Raw genomic sequence first — 20,205 nt, 5'->3', positions numbered from 1 at the left:
CATGGCTGACCCACGCGGGTTCCTCGAGGTCGAGCGGATCGAGCCGCCGGAGCGCGACCCGCGCACGCGGACCAAGGACCACCACGAGATCTTCCTCACGCTCAAGGCCGAGCAGCTGCGCGACCAGGGCCGGCGCTGCATGGACTGCGGCGTGCCGTTCTGCCACAACGGCTGCCCGCTCGGCAACCTCATCCCGGAGTGGAACGACCTCGTCCGTCGCGACGAGTGGGAGCTCGCGCTCGAGCGCCTGCACGAGACCAACAACTTCCCGGAGTTCACCGGGCTGATCTGCCCGGCGCCGTGCGAGGCCGCGTGCGTGCTGGCGATCAACGACGACCCGGTGATGATCAAGCAGCTCGAGTGGGGGATCATCCAGCGCGGGTTCCGCGAGGGCTGGGTGCGACCGAAGACGCCGATCGGGCGCTCGCCGTGGAGCGTGGGCGTGGTCGGTTCGGGCCCAGCGGGGCTGGCCGCGGCCGAGGAGCTCAACGTGCTCGGCCACCGCGTCGTCGTCTACGAACGCGACGAGGGCCCGGGCGGCCTGATCCGCCTCGGCGTGCCGGACTTCAAGCTCGAGAAGTGGATCATCGACCGGCGCGTCGCGCTGCTCGAGGAGGCCGGGATCGAGTTCGTCTACGGCTGCGACGTCGGCGGCACGCTGTCCGTGGACGAGCTGCGCGCCCGCCACGACGCGGTCGTGCTGGCGACCGGCTCGCGGATCGAGCGCGGGATCGACCTGCCCGGCCACGACCTTCCCGGCATCCACACGGCGATGTCCTACCTCGTCCAGCGCAACCGCGACGTGGCGAGGATCGCGCAGCCGACGATCACCGCCGCCGGCAAGCACGTGGTCGTGATCGGCGGCGGCGACACGGCCGCAGACTGCGTGGCGAGCGCGCATCGAGAGGGCGCGCGCTCCGTCACGCAGCTCGACATCTACCCGCCGCCCGCCGGCAAGAAGTACCGCGAGCTTGCCCAGTGGCCGGACTTCCCGAAGCGCATGTGGTCGACCTACGCGCTCGACGAGGGCGGGACGCGTCGCTCCTCCTTCAACGCCACCGCGTTCACCGGCGACGGCCACGTGGCCGCCTTGATCGGTGACCACGTGAGCGATCCGCCCGACTTCACGCCGACCGGCGAGACCCTGGAGCTGCCCGCGGACCTCGTGCTGATCGCGATCGGCTTCACCGGCCCCGAGCGCGAGCTGCCGGAGGCGCTGGGCGTGACCGGCATCGCGCGCGGGATCGAGACCACCGACTACGCCACCAACGTCGACGGCGTGTTCGCGGCGGGCGACGCGCGCCGCGGCCAGTCGCTGATCGTCACGGCGATCGCGGAAGGCCGCGGCTGCTCACGCGCCGTCCAGCGCTATCTCAGCGCGAGCTAGGCGCCCACGAACTCCAGCAGCGCCGCGTTCACCTCGTCCGTGTGCGTCCACAGCAGGCCGTGCGGCGCGCCCTCGACCTCGACGTACTTCGCGTCAGGCACGAGCTTGGCGAACCGTCGCGCGGTCACGTCGATCGGCAGGATCCGGTCGCCGGTGCCGTGCAGGATGAGCGTCGGCTTGCCCGCTGCCGCCACCGCGGTCACGTCGTCGCGGAAGTCCTCGAGCCAGGACGGCACGACGGCGTACGCGGCGACCGGCGCGCTGCGGGTGGCGGTGTTCCAACTCGCGGTCACGACCTCCTCGGAGATCCGGCTCCCGAGGTTCTCGTCGAGGTTGTAGAAGTCCTTGTAGAAGTTCGTGAACCACGCGTAGCGGTCGCTCTTCGCGGCATCGACGATGCCGTCGAACACGTCCTTCGGGACGCCGTCCGGGTTGTCGTCGGTCTTGAGCAGGAACGGCTCCAGCGAGGCCAGGAACGCCAGCTTCGCGACCCGGTCGCCGCCGTACTTGCCGACGTACCGGGCCAGCTCGCCGGTGCCCATCGAGAAGCCGACCAGGATCACGTCGCTCAGGTCGAGCTCCGTCAGCAGCGCGTTCAGGTCGGCCGCGAACGTGTCGTAGTCGTAGCCGCCGGCCACCTTGGAAGAGCCACCGAACCCGCGCCGGTCATAGGTGATGACGCGGTAGCCGGCATCGAGCAACGCGACGGTCTGCTTCTCCCAGCTGAACCCATCGAGCGGGTAGCCGTGGATCAGGACGACGGGCTGCCCGGAGCCCTGGTCCTCATAGTTGAGGACGATGTCGGTCGAGTTCTGCGTACCAACCCTGATTGAGCCCATGCGGAAACGCTACTGAACGCCGGTTCTCGGGCCGCCTCGTTAGTAGACCTTGTCCACCGCGTGGACCGCCTGCTCGTAGGTGAAGCCGGATCCGTACTCGGAAGTCAGCTGATCGATCAACGCCTGCCGGGACATCGGCATGGTGTCGAGATAGCTCTCGGCCGCCTCGACGGCCTCCTTGTTCCAGTCGACGTCCACGTGATCCACCGCGTACTGCGCCTCGGCCTGCGTGAAGCCGGATCCGTATTCGGACGACAGCTGCTCGTAGAGGCCCTGCTTGGAGAACCCCGACGTCTCGAGATAGCTCTCCGCCGACTCCAACGCTCTCCGGTTCGCGCGCCGCTGGACCTTCTCTCGACGGATCGCGGCCTTCTCGGCGGCTGACAGCTTGCGAGTGACGACGGCGGTCTCGGTGGCCTTGACGAAGCCCTTGCGGGTCGCCACGACACGGAACGTGTTCTTGCCGCGCTTCGTCAGCGTGACCGGGACAGTCCACTTGCCGCGGCGAACCTTGACGGACCGCCCCTTGATGCGGATACGCGCATTGGCCGGATCGACCGTGCCCCTGAGCGTGACATTGTCGCTTCGCGCGGTGGACGGACCCGTGACGGTGATGCTGACTTCCGGCTTGGGCGTTGGTGTTGGTGCTGGCGTCGCGGTCTCCGTCGCCACGGGTTCCGGAGCGCTGGTGCTGGTCGCCGCGGCCACGGCCGCGGCTCCCGTCTCGTCGGGTGTCTCGTCCTCGCCGAACACGGCCCCGATGACGGCGAGGCAGATCAGCGCGGCCAGGCCCCACTTCACCCAGCTCATCGCTCGTCGTCCTTGACGGCTGAGAGCAGGATCTCGGTGTCCTCGGAGACGCACTTGCCGGCCTTCGGACGCTGTTTGACCGTGGTCCAGTTGCGATCCAGCAGCAGCATCCGGCCCTGGCCGCTGGCGTCCCGTTCGGCGAGCACGTACAGGCCAGCGGCCTGCATCGTGTCCTGAGCAAGCTGATGGTCCTTGCCCACGACGTTCGGCACTCTGATGCAGTCGCCACTGCCGTCCGAGGGCTCTTCCTCGGTGGAGTCGTTCTCGACCGCCTCTTCGACGACGGGTTCCGTCTCCGCGTCGGCCTTGGTGTCCGCGGGCGTCTCGGTCTCCGCTTCGGCGGCGGCTGCCTGACTCTCAGCCGCCTCGACCCGCTTCTCGAGCTCGGCGATCTTCTCGCTGTCGGCCGACGACGCGCCGCCGCAACCTGTCATTCCAACGACGACCAGCGCGATTGCGCAGGCCCTGAACCGGATCCCCATCCCTGAACTCCTCACTACGTCTCGGACGCGCGGAGCCTAAGGCAAGCACAGGGATTACATATCGCTAAAGGTATAGGACAAAGTAGACTCTCGCAGTTCGCCTAGTGCATCGTGAGCAGCCGCCGGTTCTCCGGCGTGTCCGGGAGCGTCTTGAACTCCAGGATGTCCTCGGTGTAGGTGTGGTCGAACGGCTTGCCCTCGACGTCCTTGCCGAGCGAGTGGTCGACGAAGCGCAGCGGGGCGTAGCTGTCCTTGTCGATCCACATGGTCATCTCGATCTTCGGGAAGTGCGGCGGGCCGGAGGGCTCGTTCCAGCGCAGCACGTAGACGTCGCGGCCGTCGAGCTCGTCCTCGTCGAGCTTGATCTGGGTGCCGTTCTGGGCCTTGCGGAGCAGGCCGCTCGCGCGGAAGACCTCGGTCGGGACCATCGTTACGTCGGCCTCGGTCTTGACGGTGCCGTCGGCGGCGCGGCGCGTGGTGCCCTCGCCCTTGCGGAAGACCTCCTCGTCGCCACCGTCCTCGAGCCAGCGCATGGCGGTGTCGCCCTGCACCCACACCTGGCGGGCGCTGACGCCGCCCGGCGCCTCGCCGGTGGGGCCCCAGGTCGCCTTCGAGCGGGCGTAGAGGATGCCGCCGTCATCGACGGCGACCGCGTTCACGGCGTGCTTGAGCACCTCGCTCGCCTGCGGGGCGGAGTTGGGGAGCACGACGAGCGCGGCGATCACGGCGCCCAGAGCGGGCACGGCGAGGAAGCGGCGGCGGCGCTTGCGCGGGGCGAGCTCCAGGGCGGTGAAGTCGGTCAGGCCGGCGAACTCGTCCTCGGAGACGGGGTTCGCGGCACGGACGCGATCGAGCACGGGGTCCATGTCAGATCCTCTCCGGGACGGCATACGTGGCAACGGGTGGCGGGTCGAGGTGCTGTGCGAGCTTCGAGCGGGCGCGGGAGAAGCGGACGGAGAACGTGGCCCGGCTGCAGCCCGCGGCGCGGGCAGCGTCCTCCGTGGACAGGCCTTCCCAGGCGACGAGGCGGATCGCCTCGCGTTCGCGCTCGCTCAGCTCGGCGAACGCGGTGGCGAGGCCGCGGTCGCTGCTGAAGCGCTCCGCGGGGTCGCCCGTGGCCGGGTCCGGCGCGAAGGCGCCGCGGCGGTTCGCCTTGCGGCGGTGGTTGGAGAGCACCTTGCCGGCCACGGCGTACAGCCACGGGAGCGGGTGCTCGAGCCGCCGCGGCAGCTTGCGCCACGCGACGACGAAGGTCTCGGCCGCGAGATCCTCGACCTCATCCCGCGGTGCCCGGCGCGCGAAGTACGCGCAGACGGCGGCGTGATGGGTCTCGTAGATCGCGCGGAACGCTTGCGGATCGCTCACACCCCCTCTCTGTCGCGACGACGCCACGCCTTACATGGTGATCAGCGCGGTCGCGATTGGAGCGCGCGCATCCGCCGCCCCAGCGCCGCGATGTCCGGGTCGGCGATCCGGTACTGCCGGCGGATGTCGAACAGCTGCTGCGCCTCCTCGGCGAGCGCGCGCACCGGGCGGCGCACCTCGATGCCCTCGTCCGGCGCGGGCACGGCGGAGGCCGGCGGCGCGAAGTCGTGCTCGGCCAGCCAGCGCGGGAGGAAGGAGCCCGAGACCTTGCCCTGCGGCCACCACAGCGGCGCGCCGTCGTGGTCGCCGGCGCCGTGCAGGCGGCGGGTCTGCCGGCTCCCGAGCAGCAGCCGCCCTTCGAGCACCGCCTCGCCCGGGTCCAGGTCGTCCTCGACGCCCGCCAGCTTCGCGATGCCGGCGATCGCGACGCGCGCCTGGTGCGTCGCGAGCCCGCCGAACTTCACCGGGGAGTCGATGCCGTCGCCGGCCGCCCAGACCCGCTCGGTGCCCTGGACGCGCCCGTCCTCGCCGGTGAGCAGGAAGCCTTCGTCGTCGGCCGCGAGACCTTCGATCGCCGGCCCGATCAGGCGCGGGATCGCGACCACGCGCTGCACGTCGAGCCGGTCGCCGCTGGGCTGGAGGGTCAGCCCGCCGCCCTCGGCACGGGTCGCGACGGCGCCGGTGATCAGCTGCACGCCCGCCCGCTCGAGCTCCTCGGCGACCGCGGTGCTCACGTCCGGCCCGAAGATCGACAGCGGCGTGCGCTCCGGCGTGACGACCGTGATCCGCACGTCGTCGTGGCCCTGCTCACGCGCTTCGCCGGCGGTCATGATCGCGAGCTCGTAGGCGGGGAGCGGCCACACTGCACCGGGCGGGATGACGATCGCCAGGCGCTTCGAGTAGCCCTCCTCGACGTCCCGGAGCAGGCCGCCGAAGGCCTCCGAGTCGCCGCCGGGCCACCACGTGGTGGCGCCCTCGACGCCCTCGATGGCGTGCGCGCCCGCCGCGATCAGCAGCGCGTCGAACGCACGCGTGCCACCGCCTTCGAGGCGCACCTGGCCGGCGGCGTCGTCGACCCCGACCACGGCGTCGGTGATGATCTCCGCGCCCGCGGCGATCTCGGTCAACGGCACCCGCTTGGCCTGGCCGACCGCGAACGGCTCGGCGACGGCCATCGGCCGGTAGGTGAAGTCAGGATCGGGAGCCACCAGGGTCAGGCGCACGCGTTCTCCGGCCACCTCGCGGAGGCCGAGCAGCGCCTCGAGTCCGGCGATCCCGCCGCCGGCGATCAGGACGTCCATGCTCAGGACGATACGCCCAGGTCGGCCGCCGAGGCCGCCGAGTGACGCTCCAGATTTCCGAGCCCGTGCAGGTTGCCGGGCTCCCCGAACCTCGCCACGGTGGCGAGCGCGCGGTGCCCGGGAGCGAGCGCGACGTACGCGTCCTCGACCCAGCTGGCCGGCTCCACGTGGAAGACGTCGTGGAGGATCACGCCGTCCGGGCCGTCGGCGCGCAGGAGCGAGCGCAGCCGCCCCGGACCTTCGCCGGCACGCCCGAGGATGATCACGTCGATGACGGTCGCGGTCGCGCCCGGGGCGAGCCGGATCGTCGTCGTGCGGGTGACGTCGGCGCCCTCGGCCACCACGAGCGGCGCGTCCTGAAGGTGCAGGTGCGCGCCGGGCCCGACCGTGACGTCGAGCTCGAGGAGCGTCGGCTCTCTCCCGGGCAGCGCGATGCTCGCCGCGATCGGCTCGACCGTCAGCGTCCCCGACTCGACGACGATCTCGACCCGGTCGTGATCGCCCGCGAGCGGCCCCGCCTGGGAGCGCAGCAGCGTGATCCGCCCCGGGGCGAGGACGCGCGGCGCGATCCGCTCCCCGCGCCGCAGCGTCGTGAAGCCCGTCTCAGTGGACGTGATCGTGGTCGTGGTGGTGATCGGGCACGCCTTCCATGGACGAGTGGAGGTGGCCGTGGGCGCGGAAGGCCGCGAGCTGGGCACGGACCCAGCCGGCGACCTGGTCGGCGCCTTCGGTGCGCAGCGAGGTCGGAGCGACGGGCAGTGAGCCGCGGCGCTCGGACGCCTCTCGCACCATCTTCGCGTCGTCGGCGCCGACGTACGGCGCGAGGTCGGTCTTGTTGATCACGAGCAGGTCGGCGCGCGCGATGCCGGGGCCGCCCTTGCGCGGGATGTCGTCCCCGCCGGCGACGTCGATGACGAAGATCTGCACGTCGGCGAGGGCGGGCGAGAAGATCGCGGTCAGGTTGTCGCCGCCGCTCTCGACGAACACGAGGTCCAGCGGACCGGTCGCGGCCTCCAGCTCCTCGACCGCCTCCAGGTTGGCGGAGATGTCGTCGCGGATCGCGGTGTGCGGGCAGCCGCCGGTCTGCACCGCCGTGATGCGCTCCTCCGGGAGCACGCCCGTGGAGCGCAGGAACTCCGCGTCCTCGGTCGTGTAGATGTCGTTGGTCACGACGCCGAGCCGGGCCTCACCGGCCAGCGCGCCGCACAGCGCGGCGATCAGGCTGGACTTGCCGGAGCCGACGGGACCGCCGACGCCGATCCGCAACGCACGTTCAACTGGCAAAGAGGCGCTCCCTCTGCTCGAGGTGGATGGGGGCGGAAAGCTCGATCGCGACGGCGGCCGGCGACGGCAACGGCCCGTCGTCGTGCGCGATCGCTTGGGCGACGCGCGCCAGGTCCGGCGCGAGGTCCGCGAGCCAGCGCGCCGTGACGGCAGGGTCGAGCGGCAGCAGCTTGAGCGCCGCGCTGGCGACCGTGGCGGCGTCGTCGTAGAGCGCGAGCAGCGCCGTGTCCTCGTCCGACACGCCGGCCGCCGCGGCCACCACACCCAGAGCCAGTGGACGGGGCATCCGAGCCACCGGGACGTCCCAGATCTTCGCTGCCGAGCGCAGCAGTTGAGACCCGAGTCGTTGTGCCGACTCCCTCAGTACAGGACTGGGTGTGCGGGCGTACCACTCATCCTCGAGAACGTTCCCTCTTCTCGCCTCAACGGCGAAGCGCGCGTCGGCCGAAGCGACATGCCGTTGCCGGGCGCGGATGAACGCGGGCACGTCCCGGAGCCCGTCGTTGACCGCCTGCTCGAGGCCCAGCGAGTGCGCGTACGAGCCCGACGGGAACCGCGAGTCGGCCAGCAGCAGCGTCAGCGGGTCCATCAGAACAGCGAGTAGCGCTGCGCCAGCGGCAGCTCGGCGGCGGGGTCCGGCACGATCTCCTCGCCGTCGACCCAGACCTTGAAGGTGTCCGGCTCGACGCGGATGTCGGGGCAGGCGTCGTTGAGCGGCATGTCCGCCTTCATCACGGCGCGCGTGTCCTTGACCGCGACCACGCCCGCCTCCAGCCCGAGATCGGCCAAGCCCTCGACGGCCAGAGGCGAGACGAACGCGAGCGAGCGACGTCCCGCCAACCGCCCGCGCCCCGCGAACATCGGCTGCATCAGGACGGGCTGCGGCGTCGGGATCGAGGCGTTCGCGTCGCCCATCGGCGCGTAGGCGATCACGCCGCCCTTCAACACCAGCCGCGGGCGGATCGCGAAGTACGCGGGGTCCCACAGCACCAGGTCCGCCAGCTTGCCGACCTCGACCGAGCCGACCTGGTCGTCGATCCCGTGAGCAATCGCCGGGCAGATCGTGTACTTGGCGACGTAGCGCTTCAGGCGTTCGTTCGATGCGCCGCCGCGCTTGCCGGCCATCACGTGCGCGGTCTGCCAGGTGCGGATGATCGTCTCGCCGACGCGACCCATCGCCTGTGAGTCGCTGCCGATGATCGAGATCGCGCCCAGGTCGTGCAGCAGGTCCTCCGCCGCGATCGTCGTGCCCCGGATGCGCGACTCCGCGAACGCGAGGTCCTCGGGGATCCGCGGGTTCAGGTGGTGGCAGACGATCAGCATGTCGAGGTGCTCGTCGACGGTGTTGACCGTGTGCGGGCGGGTCGGGTTCGTGGAGCCCGGGATGACGTTCGGCTGCCCGGCGACGGTGATGATGTCCGGCGCGTGGCCGCCGCCCGCGCCCTCCGTGTGGTAGGCGTGGATCGAACGGCCGGCGATCGCGTCGAGCGTCGACTGCACGTAGCCGGCCTCGTTCAAGGTGTCGGTGTGGATCGCCGCCTGCACGCCGGTCTCGGCCGCGATCCGCAGGCACGTGTCGATCGCCGCGGGCGTCGTGCCCCAGTCCTCGTGCAGCTTGAAGCCGCCGACCCCGGCCGCCGCCTGCGCGCGCAGCCCGGCCTCGCTGACCGTGTTCCCCTTGCCCAGCAGCAGCACGTTCACGGGGTACTCGTCGAGCGCGAGCAGCATCTCGCGGATCTGCCACGGGGAAGGCGTGCACGTCGTGGCGCGCGTGCCCTCGGCCGGGCCGGTACCGCCGCCGATCAGCGTCGTCATGCCCGCCGAGACCGCCTCGTCGACGATCTGCGGGCAGATGAAGTGCACGTGCGAGTCGATCCCGCCCGCCGTCAGGATCCGCCCTTCGCCGGCGATGATCTCGGTCGTCGGCCCGATCTCGATGTCGACCCCGTCCATCACGTCCGGGTTGCCGGCCTTCCCCAGCGCCGCGATCCGCCCGCTCTTGATCGCGACGTCGCACTTGACGACGCCCCAGTGATCGAGCACGACGACGTTGGTGATGACCACGTCCGGGCCCTGTCCGATGCCCTGCAGCATGGACTCGCGAATCGTCTTGCCGCCGCCGAACACGGCCTCGTCGCCGCCGACGCAGCGGTCCTCTTCGACCTCGAGCCAGAGGTCGGTGTCCGCGAGCCGCACGCGATCGCCGACGGTCGGCCCATACAGCGCGGCGTAGCGCTCCCGCGAGATCCTCATCGCTGCAGCCCCCGCACGGTCTTCAACCCGCCGAGCGCCACCAGGTCCACGTCGCGCTCCGCACCCGGCTCGAAGCGCACCGACGTCCCCGCGGGCACGTCCAGCCGGAACCCGTACGCCGCCTCGCGATCGAACGACAACGCGCTGTTCGTGGAGGAGAACTCGAAGTGCGAGCCGACCTGGATCGGCCGGTCGCCCACGTTCATCACCCGGAGCGTCTTCGTCTCGCGCCCCGCGTTGAGCTCGAGCTCGCCGGGACCCACGATCAGCTCGCCGGGGATCATGTGATCGGCTCGTGCAGCGTCACGAGCTTGCGCCCGTCCGGGAACGTCGCCTCCACCTGCACCTCGCTCACGAGCTCGGGCACGCCCTCCATGACCTGATCGCGCGCGAGCACCGAGCGCCCCTCGCTCATCAGGTCCGCGACGGCGCGCCCCTCGCGCGCCCGCTCGATCACCCAGCACGAGAGCAGTGCCACCGCCTCCGGCTGGTTGAGCTTCACCCCGCGCTCCAGGCGATCCCGGGCGACCATCCCCGCGACGGCGAGCAGCAGCTTGGCCTGGTCTGAAGGCGTCAGCAGCATGCTCGCGCCACGCTAATGCCCGCCTCCGCGGCCCGCAATTGGACCGCGGGACGAAAATCGCGCTCAGGCGACCGACAACTTGCCCTGCTTGTGCTCGCCGAACGCCTCGAGCGCTTCGGGCACCTGTCCGAACGAGAACGCCTCGCAGATCGGGACGCGGATCGAGTGCGCGTCGATCAGCTCGCCGAGCCGCGCCATCGAGCCGTTCGAGGCCATGATGCCGCGCGCCGGCGACACGAAGTCGATGACGTGATCGGTGGCCGGATGCTCCTCGCGTGAGACCACCTCGCTCGCGCCGAGGCCCCGCAGGTAGGCCTCGTCGATCGCCAGCGCCGGGGTGATCACGGTCGCGCCCGCCGCGACGCACAGCTGGATCGCGAACGCGCCCGCGCCGCCGTTGGCGCCTTCGATGAGCACCCGCTCGCCGCCCTTCAGGCCCAGCGACTCGACGTAGACCAGCGCGAACAACCCCGCGAGGCCTGCGGCGCCCGCCTCGGCCATGCTCAGGGACGAAGGCTTCGGCGCGATCAGCTCGCCCGGCACGATCCGCTCCGCCCACGCCCCGCCCCAGACGACCCCGAACACCTCGGAGCCGTCGTCGGTCACGCCCGCGAAGTCATGGCCGAGCACGCCCTTCGTGAAGCGGTCGATGTTGTTGACCGACGTCGCCCGCACGGCGACGATCGTGTCGCCCTCGGGCTCCGGGAGGTCGTCCCGCGCCTCCGGTCCCTCGACCCAGCCCTTCATGCCGTCTGGGGCGTCCGGCCGCGTTCGCGCACCCACAACCCGACGCGGCCACGGAACAGCTCGAGGAACTCCTCGTGCTCGTGCGCCGGGTAGGTCTCCCGCACGGTGCCGGCGAGCAGGCCGTCGAAGTCCGAGGAGGACACCCACTCGAGCATCAGCTCGTCCACGTGCTTCAAAGCCGTGGAGCAGAACGCCTTGTACTCCTCGACCTGGAAGTGCTCGTCGGCCATCTTGCGGTACGCGGCGAGCTTCTCCTCGTAGCTGAGGTCCTCGCGGTCGCCGACCGCGAAGTAGCGGCGCGTGTCCATGTCCACCACGCGCGAGTCGCGCCCGGTCACGGTGCAGAAGATCGTCCACTTCAGCAGCGCGGAGATCGCCCACGGGAAGTAGTAGTGCAGCGACGTCAGCGCCACGTCCGGCGACGCGTTCGCGTAGTCGATCGGGTGCGCCTCGGTGCCCCGCACGAGCGTCTCGCAGGAGTTGAACTCCCAGCGGAAGAACGCGTTGATGAGCCGCGAGATCGTGATGATCTCCTCGCCCGTCTCCGGCGCGAGGAAGCCGTGCGAGATCGAGTAGCGGTTGTGCATCGGCTGGTCGGGCTGGAAGTCCATGACCATCGTCTCGGCGCCGATGCTCAGCGAGCGCGCGAACTTGTCGAAGCCCTCGATCGACTCCTGCAGGTGCATGAGCCGCTCGCCGGACTCGTTGTAGGCCGCCATCAGCTGCTCGTGGTCCTTGATCCGCGTCACGCCGACCCACTGGCCGCCGTCGTAGGGCTTCATGAACAACGGGTAGCCGATGTTGGCGGCGATCGCGCCGAGGTCGAACGGCTTGTTGTACTTGGCCGCGGTGTACTCGAAGCGCGTGTTCTCGGGCGGGTTCTTGTGCGGGACCAGCACGGTCTGCGGCACCTTGAGCCCGAGCCGGATCATCGCCGCGTAGGCCGCGTGCTTCTCCATCGCCTGGAACGTGAACGGTGAGTTGAGCAGGTACACGTCGTCCATCAGCGCGGCCTTCTTGAGCCACTCGCGCGGGACGAAGTACCACCACGCAAGCCGGTCCACGACGAGGTCGTAGCGCGGCTTATCGCGCAGGTCGAAGGGCTCGATGGTGATCCGCTCGCTGCTCACGTGGTGCGTGGAGCCCTTGTACTTCACCTGCCCCACGCGGCTCAGCAGCGTCTCGAAGGCACGCGGCCAGTCCTCCTCGGTGCCGAGCAGGAGGCCGATCAGGTGCGAAGCGTCGGAAGGCATCAGCAGAACCTCGGAAGATGGTGGGCGAGCTGCGCGCGCCACGAGTGCCAGTCGTGCGGGACGTCGTAGCCCCACAGGTCCAGCTCGTGGCGGATTCCCTTCTCGGCCAGCATGCCGGCGAGCCGCCGCGTGGACGACAGCGCGCCGGTGGTGTCCTCCCACTGCCCCTGGCCGCACACCAGCAGGAGGCTCAGCTGCGACCGCAACCACTCGAGGTGGTCGCCGCCCAGGTTCCCGACGTAGTCGATCGGGTTGTTGAAGTAGGTCTGCTCGCCGCGGTCGCCCCAGGCGTTCCAGGTCGACGGGTCGTAGTTGCCGGACATGCAGAGCGCGAGCGGGAACAGGTCCGCGCGCTTGAGCGCGAAGTTGGCGGCGTGGAAGGCGCCGAGGCTCGACCCCGTGGTCATGATCTCCCCGCCCGTGTCGTGGTGGATGAACGGCACGACCTGGTCGAAGACCCACGACTCGTAGCGGCCGTGCTCGCGCGCCCGGTCCTCGAGCGACAGCTGGCGGTTCGACCACGAGGCCGCGTCGTAGGAGTCCACGCAGTAGAGCTTCACGCGGCCGGCGTCGATCAGGTCGGCGACGGCGCCGACCATCCCGTTGTCACGCCAGTCGTACGCCTTGCCCGCCTCGGACGGGAACGCGAGCACCGCCCGCCCGTAGTGCCCGAAGACCGCAACCGTGCCGGCCGTGCCGATGGCAGGCGAGTACAGCTCGTGGTGGGCGTGGTTCATCGTGTCCAGGCGCGTTTGAGCAGCTGGGTCAAGTGCGGGTCGAAAGCATCCCGCCAACCGACGTAGTTGTGCATGTCGAGCACCTCCTCCAAGCTCACTTCGTACCCCTGAGCGGCCAGCGCACGCGCCATATCTCGGTTGTTGCTCGCGTTCTCCTCCGCCTTGCCGACGGTGATGGTCACCGGAACGGGCATCGCGTACTCACCGTCTCGCAGCGTGTCGCGGACGAAGCGCGTGATCCGCGTGTACCGGCTGAACCCGCTCTCGTGCCGGTCGTAGCGCGGGATGAAGTACGAGCCCGACTGCAGGAACAGGCCGCTGAACATGCGCGGGAAACGCCGCTGCGCGTGCAGCATCGCCAGCGCGCCGAGGCTCGCGCCCATCCCGACCGGCGCGCCGATCACGCCGAACGCGCCGCGCAGCTGGGGCAGCACGTCCGAGTCGAGCACGCGGCTGTAGGCGGCGCTCGCCGAGTACCAGTTGTCGCGGTCGCCGGGCTGCAGGAGCGCGACCCGGAACGGCGGCACGGTCCCGGCGGCGATCGTCGCGGCGGCGTAGCGCGTGAGCTGGGCGAGCGCGTCGTACTCGGGGCCGTCGTTGGCGAGGAGCAGCCGGAGCGGCGTGCCGGGCGGCGCGTCCTCGGGGCTCCACACGCGCAGGGCGACGCTGCCACCCAGCCCGCGCCCGCGGATCTCGGCGTCGTCGTAGCGGCCGGGCACGCCTTCGGCCTCCAGCCAGGCGGGCGCCTCGTAGCCGTCGAGCTCGAGCACGGACTTCTCGCCGAACGCCCCCGGCGCACGCTTGTCGGAGGCCGGGTCCAGGATGTGCTCGGTACCGCCGTCGGGATGCTCGACCTCGAGCTTGTACTCGAGCCGCTGCACGTCGGGCAGCTCGACCTCGAGCTTCCAGCTCTCCCCGTTGCGCGTGAACGAGCGCTGCTCGTGCGAGAGGTGAAGGTCGCTGGCGAGGCGGACGGCCTTGAAGCGGGCGTCCGGGTCATCCAGTCGCAGCACGACGGGCATCGCGGCCGAACCCTAGCGCTGGGGTGCGCACCCGTCCCCCGTGCGGGGGTGGGGCGGGTCAGCAACCCGTCGCCGGCGGCCGAACTTGAGGGTGAGCACCTCCGAATCCCGCTCTCCTCCCCTCCCCACCACGCGACGCGCATTTACCTCCGTCCTGCGACCGGCTCCCCTTCCGGCCGCAGTGTGCGCGTCGCGTGGTCGGGTACTACACCCGGCGTGAGCGCATCGACCATCTCCATCGTCGACGCCGACCCGGACCTCGCCGAGCAGCTCGACGACGAGCAACTCGAGCGGGCGCGCCATGAGGCGCTGACCCGCGTGCAACGTCTGAGCCCCGGCGAGTGGGACGTCGCGAACGCGCTCGAGCCCGACGTGCACCACCGCGGGTTCATGATCGCCGAAGGCCTGCTGTCGCGTGAGGTTGACGTGCTCGGCCGCCACTGCATCGAGTTGATCGGTCCCGGCGACGTGATGCGGCCCTGGAGCTGGGACGACGCCGGCTCGCACGTGCGCGCCGAGGTCGGCTGGGAGGTGCTCGAGCCGACGAAGCTGGCGGTGCTCGACCACGCGCTCGTCACCCGCATCAACCCGTGGCCGCAGCTCGGCGTGGAGCTCTTCAACCGCGGCACGCGGCGCGCGCACCATCTCGCGGTCGCGCTCGCGATCGCCCATCACAACCGGGTCGAGGACCGGCTGCTGCTGACGCTCTGGCACCTCGCGGAGCGCTGGGGCAAGGTCACGCCGGACGGGATCGTCGTGCCGCTGCCGCTCTCCCACGAGCGGCTGGCGAGCATCGTCGGCGCCCACCGCCCGTCCGTGACGACGGCGATGGGCGCGCTGGCCAAGTCCGGCAAGGTCAGTCGCCGCGACGACGGCGCGTGGCTCCTCCACGGCGATCCGCCGGAGAAGCTGCGCCACCACAAGCTGGCGGCGGCGCTGTCTTAGTCGCCTTTACTGCCTGTGGTCGGGATAAAATTGGCGGGCGGAGAGAAACGCAATGCGGTGGCGCGTGTCCGTCGCTCGTCGATCACGGACGGCGGAGCCTCTCTACCTCAGCGAGTTGGTTTTCCGGCCACGCCGTGCCCGCCTTCCATGGGCATCGGCGAACGCCACGGTTTGGGGGCGTCCAGCAGTGACCGCTGCTCACCGCCCAGTCGAAGGAAAACGTCCTTCTGAGACTCGACGCGACCGGTCTTGCGAATATGGAGCACCTCGAACCCATCGCGCGTGAGCATGATGCCCAGCATGTGGTAGCGATGACAGCGCTCGGGCTCCTCCTCAAGGCAGAACAGCGCAGTCCGCTGTTCGTTAGCAGTTGCCTTTAGCGCGTCATATTCATCCGAGAATCCCGGTCTAGCGACTACGCGGTCATACAGCGTGCATCCGTCCTCGTCGTAGAACTCCGTTCCCTCAGGACGCTGGCCTAGCAGTTCGCCACGCCAGCTATAGGCGAACTCGGCGGCGTGCAGTGTCGGTTCTATGCGGACCTTGTCGAACTGATGCGCCCACTGCGATGCCGGACGGGAGCGGATGTCGACGACGCGTTTGATGTCATGCGCTCGCAGTAGCGATACGACCAGCGCCACATCGTGGTGAGAGTGTCCAATCGTCCAGATCCGCGTGGACCCATGTTGCTCTCGTCGTTTCGGCATCTGTCTGTATCGCTACGTAAAGTCTCCTCAAAACGATCGTACCGATCGATGAGGACGAACCACGAAATCCAATCTGCGCTCGAAGCCCTTGTCCCGACGGGGGTCTACGACAGCGGCGCTGGAAATGAGTTCGTGTACCCGACTCGACACGACTATGTCGTCGCACTGCGACGTCGTGGACTCGTCCGGTGTGAGCGCGATCTTGTTTCGGACGATGAACTGGTCGTGGCCGTGCAGGCGCACTGGTACTCCGGGGGTCACAGCGGTTGCCTTTTCGCGGGCTATCTCTCCGAGACACGCCCGCAACATGGCTGGGAGGCAATTGATGTCGATGCTGATGGCGACGTGGCAAGTCTCGCTGCATATGTCGCGGCGCGTATTCGAGCGCCCGAAACCGACATCCTGAGTCTGATCGTGCCGCGTGCGGACGATGCGGGGTTTGAGCTGGCGAGTCTTGTCGCGGCGCTCGGAGCCGTGGAAGGATGGGACTTGCGTGTCCTTGGAGCCGACCAAGACGCCGACCTCGGCGAGATCGTGCGTGTGAGCCTCCGCACGGCGGTTGCACTCGACCACTGGTCGGAGATTCTCGGCTTCGGGAGGCACCCCGGGCAGGCTCCGACTCGATGGTCGCCATTCAGCGAACTCGCTATTCGAGCAAAGGAGCCAGCTCGGCCAGACCCGGATCTGCGCGCGAACATGGATGATGTTCCGCTCACGGGAGTAAGGCCTCAGGTTCGGGCCGAATGGTGGCGCGAAACGAAACTGAGCCGCGAGGCGCGGCTCGGCGCCGAGTACGACGCGCGTGGGAAAGCCAGGGTCACCCTTGCCGTCCCACGGGCAACCTGGAGAGAGGTGACCGGCGAATGACAGGGCATCAGGCTCGTTTCAATCGCTCGTTGTTTACGGCGCAGGCCGGCGACGACGAGCGACTCGCGCAGTTGTTCTCGGGGGAAGACATCGAACTTGTCCTAGATCTTCGATCTGAGGCCGAAGGGATTCAGATCGCGCGGACGTGTGTACAGATCGATACGTACTACGTTTCGCGGCCCTCCTTGTTGGAGGCGAAAGGCAGAGAGGGCGACACCTGGGCGGCTGGGCTTGCCCTTAGGCACCGCACGTGTCTCATCGGCGGTCCGGACGAGTCGCGCCGGGCCGTCGCCAGACGAATTGCAGAGTCGGCCGGGCAACGCGTGATCGATCTCGATCTGTCTCCTGCGCCGATCGTGTTCTCAGTCAAGTAGACGAACGGAGGACGCACGCCTCACCCGGCGAACAGTTGTCTCGTGCAGGTCGGAACGGTCACTGAGGTACTTGTGAAGCCCAAGGCGGGTTGTCCAATGGAACCGCGGCCGGCGCTAGACGCTCGAGTCGGGGTCGGGTTGCTCGGCGATTGCAATGGAGGTCCACTCGGGCCGCGACAGGTACTGATCTGCCGGCAGGAAGTGCTAGATCGTCTCGGCACCGACGCGTGCTCTCTTCGTGCGAACGCCGTCGTGGCGGGCTTCGGCGAGGAAGACCTGACTTCAGGTCGGGTTCTTGTATTCGAATCGGGCGCCGTCGTCCGTATAACCCACGCCTGCGAGATCTGCTCTGCGCTCCGCAAATTCGTCGACGCCGCCACGTACAGGGCACTCGTCGGCGAGCGAGGCGCCCTAGGGGTCGTCGTGCGCGACGGCGCAATTCTTAGGGGCGGACGGGTGGTGCTCGACGATCACGCGCGGTTCCCTGTTGTCCCGGACGCAATGGCGAGCCGAGCCGCGTGGGTGCTAGGTCAGGTGCCGGCGGGCAACGTGTTGACGTACGACATCCTGCTGAGGCTCATCGGCGGAAAGCGCGCGTACGTGCGAGCGCTCCCCGCATACGTCAAGCGCGCCGAGGCAGCGGGGCTGCCGGGTCATCGAGTTCTGACCTCTCGCGGCACGTTGACCGGCCATGTCGCCTACCAGAAGGAAAGGCTCGCCCGCGAGGGGACGTCGGTCGATGACTCAGAGCGAATCATCGACCGATACCGCGCCTGGTTCGGTCGCGATCTGTACACGACTCCCATCTCGGATATTGGGATGTCCGCCGCGCTCGACGCGCCAATCCTTCCTGGGCGCGTCTCGAGGCACAACGTCGAAATCGCCTTGACATAATCGCTCTCAGGCACAGTCTGGTCATCGTGGCTGGTCCGTGTTTGTGCGGCGCCCTTAACAGCGCGTTGGCAGAGACCTAGAGCTGCACGCTCTTCGGCGCCTCGTCGGCGAGGTAGAAGAGCCGCTCGCTGAAGCTGTTGGAGTTGGCCGAGACGGCGAGGCTCGTGACGACGACCCCGTTGGGCTCCAGCACACGGTCGCCCTTGCCGTCGACGATCCGGGACTGCTTGAAGCACGTGTAGGCGATTCCGCCATTGCGGAAGAACACCGCGTCCTCGACCCCGGTGAAGTCGCCGGCGGAGACCTCGTCGCACGGATCGGTGTCGTGCACGGCCTTGTGCTTCTGAGCGTCGAACGTGGCCGCGGTGCGCGACTCGCTCGCGCCGCCCTCGAAGCTGCGGATCGCGCCGATGAAGCGCCCGTCGACGATCTCGAAGTGGTCGCGCTCGATCGAGTCCAGGCCGAAGTCGCGCGACTGGAAGAGCGTGAAGCGGCGGCCGGTCGTCGTCCAGCAGCCGTAGATCCGGTCGCGGCGCGACTCGGAGTTCTGCGGCTTCTCCTTGACGGACACGACCCGCACCTTGCCGGAGGCGGCGAGCAGCGTCGCGCCGTCGCGGGTGCAGCTCTTGGAAGCGGCGTGGGCGGAGGGAGCGAGGGCCGCGAACACGGCCAGGACGGAGAGCACGGGGAGGAGGGGGCGAATCATGCGCTTGATCCTCGCCGCCGCGCGGGGTCGCTCGCCTCACCCTGGGGTGGGAACGGCCTCCACCATCATTGGGTGGATGGCCGCTGATCTCGCGATCGTGGGCGCGCGGGTGCGCACGCTGGACCCGGAGCGCCCGTTCGCCCGTGCGGTGGCGGTGCGCGGCGGGACGATCGTCGCCGTGGGGGACGAGGTGCGCGCGGCCTGCGACGCCCGCACGGAGGTGATCGACGCGCGCGGCGCGGCCCTCATCCCCGGGCTCGTCGACTCGCACATCCACCCGTTCTGGGGCGCGGAGGTCACGCGCGGCGTGGACCTGCGCGGGTGCGCATCGCCGGCCGAGGCGCTGGAGCGGCTCGCGGCCGCGGAACCGCAGCGCGGCTGGCTGTTCGCCTGGGGGCTGGACTACGACGTCGCGCCGACGCCGGTCGAGATCGGTGAGGCGTGCCGCGGCGCCGCGGTGTTCGTCCAGCTCGCGGACCTGCACACGGCGCTCGCCTCCCCGCGGGCGCTGCAGCTCGCGCACGTCACCGGCGACCACGAGTCCGTCGTGGTCGACGACGACGGCGCCCCGACCGGCGTGCTGCGCGAGACCGCGGGCGACCTCGTGCTGCGCGCCGCGCCGAAGCTGCGCTGGCCGCAGCTGCGGGCCCGCCACGCCGAGATCCTGCGAGAGCTGAACGCGCTCGGGCTGACCGGCGGGCACATGATGGACGGCGACCTCTCGACGCTCGAGATGCTCCGCGAGCTCGAAGGCGCGGGCGATCTGACGATGCGCCTGCGCGTCCCGTTCTGGATCACGCCGGAGGTCACCGACGAGCAGATCGAGCACCTGCTGACGTTGAAGGACGTCCGCGGACGGCTCTGGCGCGGCGGCGTCGTGAAGTGCTTCGCCGACGGCGTGATCGACGCGGGCACGGCCTGGCTCGAGGCGCCCGACACCCACGGCGAGAGCCACGCGCCGCTCTGGCCCGACCCGGAGCGGATGGCGGCGGTGATGGCGCGCTTCGCCGTGGCGGGCTTCCAGCTCGCGACCCACACGATCGGCGACGCCGCCGTGCGCTTCACGCTCGGCGCCTACATCCGCGCCGGCGCGGCGCCCGGCGTCCGGCACCGGCTCGAGCACCTGGAGGCGATCCCCGACGACCTCGTCCGGTCGATCCCGCGCGCGGGCGTGGTCGCCTCGATGCAGCCGGTCCACGTGAGTTCGGTCCGCGCGGACGGCACCGGCGTCTGGAACGAGCGGCTGGGGCCGGAGCGAGCCGCCCGCGCGTTCCGGATGCGGGACCTGCTCGACGCGGGCGCGCTCCTGACCTTGGGATCCGACTGGCCCGTGGCCGACGCCGACCCGCGCCGCGGCCTCGCCGCCGCCCAGCTCCGCGACGTGGTTCCCGCGCAACGGATCACGGCGACGGAAGCGCTGGCCGGCTACACGACGGCGCCCGCGCTCGTGGCCGGCGACGAGTGGACCGGCCGCATCCGCGAAGGGATGCGCGCCGACCTCACCGGCCTGGCGCGCGACCCGATCGACACGCCCGCCGCGGAGCTCCCGGACACCCCGGTCTGGCTGACCGTGGTCGGCGGGCGTGTGGTGCATCGCGACGACCGTCTCTGAGCGGGACCTGGGCTTCCGACAACCGTTGGATGAGCGC

General features: G+C 69.9%; 24 protein-coding genes. 6 read left to right on the top strand and 18 right to left on the bottom strand.

The annotated features are described in order from the left end of the window. Window position 1: 1 nt before the first annotated feature. A complete protein-coding gene (locus OJ997_RS02615) occupies window positions 2-1,387 on the top strand; it encodes a glutamate synthase subunit beta (RefSeq protein ID WP_270023439.1) in 1,386 nt (461 codons plus the stop codon). On the opposite strand, the gene OJ997_RS02610 is transcribed toward OJ997_RS02615, so the two are convergent. The 16 genes from OJ997_RS02610 to OJ997_RS02535 form a co-directional block, all read right to left on the bottom strand. Further along, window positions 1,384-2,226: an alpha/beta fold hydrolase gene (locus tag OJ997_RS02610; RefSeq protein WP_270023438.1), complete on the bottom strand. Its 843-nt coding sequence runs from the start codon at window positions 2,224-2,226 to the stop codon at window positions 1,384-1,386. The genes OJ997_RS02615 and OJ997_RS02610 overlap by 4 nt on opposite strands. Window positions 2,227-2,265: 39 nt before the next feature. Further along, window positions 2,266-3,036, bottom strand: coding sequence for an Ltp family lipoprotein (locus OJ997_RS02605; protein ID WP_270023437.1), 771 nt, complete (start codon window positions 3,034-3,036; stop codon window positions 2,266-2,268). Further along, a complete protein-coding gene (locus OJ997_RS02600) occupies window positions 3,033-3,518 on the bottom strand; it encodes a PASTA domain-containing protein (protein WP_270023436.1) in 486 nt (161 codons plus the stop codon). Before OJ997_RS02600 ends, OJ997_RS02605 begins: the two co-directional genes overlap by 4 nt. Before the next feature lie 101 nt (window positions 3,519-3,619). Then, window positions 3,620-4,384, bottom strand: coding sequence for a hypothetical protein (locus OJ997_RS02595; protein WP_270023435.1), 765 nt, complete (start codon window positions 4,382-4,384; stop codon window positions 3,620-3,622). A gap of 1 nt (window position 4,385) precedes the next feature. Then, window positions 4,386-4,883 (bottom strand): RNA polymerase sigma factor, encoded by a 498-nt coding sequence (locus OJ997_RS02590; RefSeq protein WP_270023434.1) that lies wholly within the window; start codon window positions 4,881-4,883, stop codon window positions 4,386-4,388. A 41-nt stretch (window positions 4,884-4,924) separates the two neighbouring features. Then, window positions 4,925-6,184, bottom strand: a complete 1,260-nt coding sequence (locus OJ997_RS02585) for an NAD(P)/FAD-dependent oxidoreductase (RefSeq protein ID WP_270023433.1) — start codon at window positions 6,182-6,184, stop codon at window positions 4,925-4,927. A 2-nt stretch (window positions 6,185-6,186) separates the two neighbouring features. Then, window positions 6,187-6,882: an urease accessory protein UreD gene (locus OJ997_RS02580; protein ID WP_270023432.1), complete on the bottom strand. Its 696-nt coding sequence runs from the start codon at window positions 6,880-6,882 to the stop codon at window positions 6,187-6,189. Beyond that, window positions 6,788-7,468 (bottom strand): urease accessory protein UreG, encoded by a 681-nt coding sequence (gene ureG, locus OJ997_RS02575; RefSeq protein ID WP_270023431.1) that lies wholly within the window; start codon window positions 7,466-7,468, stop codon window positions 6,788-6,790. The genes OJ997_RS02580 and ureG overlap by 95 nt, the downstream gene beginning before the upstream one ends. After that, a complete protein-coding gene (locus tag OJ997_RS02570; RefSeq protein WP_270023430.1) occupies window positions 7,458-8,057 on the bottom strand; it encodes an urease accessory protein UreF in 600 nt (199 codons plus the stop codon). Before OJ997_RS02570 ends, ureG begins: the two co-directional genes overlap by 11 nt. Further along, entirely contained in the window at window positions 8,057-9,721 is a 1,665-nt protein-coding gene (locus tag OJ997_RS02565) for an urease subunit alpha (RefSeq protein ID WP_270023429.1), read from the bottom strand. The genes OJ997_RS02570 and OJ997_RS02565 overlap by 1 nt, the downstream gene beginning before the upstream one ends. Continuing rightward, window positions 9,718-10,005 (bottom strand): urease subunit beta, encoded by a 288-nt coding sequence (locus tag OJ997_RS02560; RefSeq protein ID WP_270023428.1) that lies wholly within the window; start codon window positions 10,003-10,005, stop codon window positions 9,718-9,720. Before OJ997_RS02560 ends, OJ997_RS02565 begins: the two co-directional genes overlap by 4 nt. Beyond that, the gene (locus tag OJ997_RS02555; RefSeq protein WP_270023427.1) at window positions 10,002-10,304 is read right to left on the bottom strand and encodes an urease subunit gamma; all 303 of its coding nucleotides are present in this window, start codon (window positions 10,302-10,304) and stop codon (window positions 10,002-10,004) included. The genes OJ997_RS02560 and OJ997_RS02555 overlap by 4 nt, the downstream gene beginning before the upstream one ends. A gap of 63 nt (window positions 10,305-10,367) precedes the next feature. Further along, entirely contained in the window at window positions 10,368-11,051 is a 684-nt protein-coding gene (locus tag OJ997_RS02550; protein ID WP_270023426.1) for an MDR/zinc-dependent alcohol dehydrogenase-like family protein, read from the bottom strand. Continuing rightward, complete coding sequence (locus OJ997_RS02545; protein ID WP_270023425.1) at window positions 11,048-12,304, bottom strand: ATP-grasp domain-containing protein; 1,257 nt, start codon at window positions 12,302-12,304, stop codon at window positions 11,048-11,050. Before OJ997_RS02545 ends, OJ997_RS02550 begins: the two co-directional genes overlap by 4 nt. Then, window positions 12,304-13,041, bottom strand: a complete 738-nt coding sequence (locus tag OJ997_RS02540; RefSeq protein WP_270023424.1) for an esterase family protein — start codon at window positions 13,039-13,041, stop codon at window positions 12,304-12,306. Before OJ997_RS02540 ends, OJ997_RS02545 begins: the two co-directional genes overlap by 1 nt. After that, window positions 13,038-14,063 carry an alpha/beta hydrolase gene (locus OJ997_RS02535; RefSeq protein WP_270023423.1) on the bottom strand — a complete coding sequence of 342 codons (1,026 nt, stop codon included), beginning with the start codon at window positions 14,061-14,063 and terminating at the stop codon, window positions 13,038-13,040. The genes OJ997_RS02540 and OJ997_RS02535 overlap by 4 nt, the downstream gene beginning before the upstream one ends. Window positions 14,064-14,279: 216 nt before the next feature. Between OJ997_RS02535 and OJ997_RS02530 the strand changes: the two genes are divergently transcribed. Continuing rightward, window positions 14,280-15,008 (top strand): Crp/Fnr family transcriptional regulator, encoded by a 729-nt coding sequence (locus tag OJ997_RS02530; protein WP_270023422.1) that lies wholly within the window; start codon window positions 14,280-14,282, stop codon window positions 15,006-15,008. 107 nt (window positions 15,009-15,115) lie between these two features. Here the strand turns inward: OJ997_RS02530 and OJ997_RS02525 are convergent, their stop codons facing one another. Beyond that, window positions 15,116-15,649, bottom strand: a complete 534-nt coding sequence (locus tag OJ997_RS02525) for a DUF488 domain-containing protein (protein ID WP_270023421.1) — start codon at window positions 15,647-15,649, stop codon at window positions 15,116-15,118. 114 nt (window positions 15,650-15,763) lie between these two features. Here OJ997_RS02525 and OJ997_RS02520 point away from each other — a divergent pair, with 114 nt between their 5' ends. The 3 genes from OJ997_RS02520 (at window position 15,764) to OJ997_RS37310 (ending at window position 17,850) form a co-directional block, all read left to right on the top strand. Next, a complete protein-coding gene (locus OJ997_RS02520; protein WP_270023420.1) occupies window positions 15,764-16,582 on the top strand; it encodes a hypothetical protein in 819 nt (272 codons plus the stop codon). Next, entirely contained in the window at window positions 16,579-16,956 is a 378-nt protein-coding gene (locus OJ997_RS02515) for a hypothetical protein (RefSeq protein ID WP_270023419.1), read from the top strand. Before OJ997_RS02520 ends, OJ997_RS02515 begins: the two co-directional genes overlap by 4 nt. A 252-nt stretch (window positions 16,957-17,208) precedes the next feature. After that, window positions 17,209-17,850 (top strand): MGMT family protein, encoded by a 642-nt coding sequence (locus OJ997_RS37310; RefSeq protein WP_270023418.1) that lies wholly within the window; start codon window positions 17,209-17,211, stop codon window positions 17,848-17,850. A 76-nt stretch (window positions 17,851-17,926) separates the two neighbouring features. On the opposite strand, the gene OJ997_RS02505 is transcribed toward OJ997_RS37310, so the two are convergent. Beyond that, the gene (locus OJ997_RS02505) at window positions 17,927-18,556 is read right to left on the bottom strand and encodes a hypothetical protein (protein WP_270023417.1); all 630 of its coding nucleotides are present in this window, start codon (window positions 18,554-18,556) and stop codon (window positions 17,927-17,929) included. A gap of 76 nt (window positions 18,557-18,632) precedes the next feature. Here OJ997_RS02505 and OJ997_RS02500 point away from each other — a divergent pair, with 76 nt between their 5' ends. Continuing rightward, the gene (locus tag OJ997_RS02500; protein WP_270023416.1) at window positions 18,633-20,168 is read left to right on the top strand and encodes an amidohydrolase; all 1,536 of its coding nucleotides are present in this window, start codon (window positions 18,633-18,635) and stop codon (window positions 20,166-20,168) included. The last annotated feature ends 37 nt before the right edge of the window (window positions 20,169-20,205 follow it).

The sequence above is a fragment of the Solirubrobacter phytolaccae genome (genome assembly GCF_027587195.1).
Lineage (GTDB): Bacteria > Actinomycetota > Thermoleophilia > Solirubrobacterales > Solirubrobacteraceae > Solirubrobacter > Solirubrobacter phytolaccae.
Note: the sequence above shows the minus strand (reverse complement) of the source record. Positions and strands in the feature narration are given on the sequence as shown.

What these genes read in the sequence shown, in the direction of transcription:
- OJ997_RS02615 (WP_270023439.1), top strand. Translation starts at nt 2, where the DNA reads ATGGCTGACCCACGCGGGTTCCTCGAGGTCGAGCGGATCGAGCCGCCG.
- OJ997_RS02610 (WP_270023438.1), bottom strand. Translation starts at nt 2,226, where the DNA reads ATGGGCTCAATCAGGGTTGGTACGCAGAACTCGACCGACATCGTCCTC.
- OJ997_RS02605 (WP_270023437.1), bottom strand. Translation starts at nt 3,036, where the DNA reads ATGAGCTGGGTGAAGTGGGGCCTGGCCGCGCTGATCTGCCTCGCCGTC.
- OJ997_RS02600 (WP_270023436.1), bottom strand. Translation starts at nt 3,518, where the DNA reads ATGGGGATCCGGTTCAGGGCCTGCGCAATCGCGCTGGTCGTCGTTGGA.
- OJ997_RS02595 (WP_270023435.1), bottom strand. Translation starts at nt 4,384, where the DNA reads ATGGACCCCGTGCTCGATCGCGTCCGTGCCGCGAACCCCGTCTCCGAG.
- OJ997_RS02585 (WP_270023433.1), bottom strand. Translation starts at nt 6,184, where the DNA reads ATGGACGTCCTGATCGCCGGCGGCGGGATCGCCGGACTCGAGGCGCTG.
- OJ997_RS02570 (WP_270023430.1), bottom strand. Translation starts at nt 8,057, where the DNA reads ATGGACCCGCTGACGCTGCTGCTGGCCGACTCGCGGTTCCCGTCGGGC.
- OJ997_RS02565 (WP_270023429.1), bottom strand. Translation starts at nt 9,721, where the DNA reads ATGAGGATCTCGCGGGAGCGCTACGCCGCGCTGTATGGGCCGACCGTC.
- OJ997_RS02560 (WP_270023428.1), bottom strand. Translation starts at nt 10,005, where the DNA reads ATGATCCCCGGCGAGCTGATCGTGGGTCCCGGCGAGCTCGAGCTCAAC.
- OJ997_RS02555 (WP_270023427.1), bottom strand. Translation starts at nt 10,304, where the DNA reads ATGCTGCTGACGCCTTCAGACCAGGCCAAGCTGCTGCTCGCCGTCGCG.
- OJ997_RS02550 (WP_270023426.1), bottom strand. Translation starts at nt 11,051, where the DNA reads ATGAAGGGCTGGGTCGAGGGACCGGAGGCGCGGGACGACCTCCCGGAG.
- OJ997_RS02545 (WP_270023425.1), bottom strand. Translation starts at nt 12,304, where the DNA reads ATGCCTTCCGACGCTTCGCACCTGATCGGCCTCCTGCTCGGCACCGAG.
- OJ997_RS02540 (WP_270023424.1), bottom strand. Translation starts at nt 13,041, where the DNA reads ATGAACCACGCCCACCACGAGCTGTACTCGCCTGCCATCGGCACGGCC.
- OJ997_RS02535 (WP_270023423.1), bottom strand. Translation starts at nt 14,063, where the DNA reads ATGCCCGTCGTGCTGCGACTGGATGACCCGGACGCCCGCTTCAAGGCC.
- OJ997_RS02520 (WP_270023420.1), top strand. Translation starts at nt 15,764, where the DNA reads ATGAGGACGAACCACGAAATCCAATCTGCGCTCGAAGCCCTTGTCCCG.
- OJ997_RS02515 (WP_270023419.1), top strand. Translation starts at nt 16,579, where the DNA reads ATGACAGGGCATCAGGCTCGTTTCAATCGCTCGTTGTTTACGGCGCAG.
- OJ997_RS02505 (WP_270023417.1), bottom strand. Translation starts at nt 18,556, where the DNA reads ATGATTCGCCCCCTCCTCCCCGTGCTCTCCGTCCTGGCCGTGTTCGCG.
- OJ997_RS02500 (WP_270023416.1), top strand. Translation starts at nt 18,633, where the DNA reads ATGGCCGCTGATCTCGCGATCGTGGGCGCGCGGGTGCGCACGCTGGAC.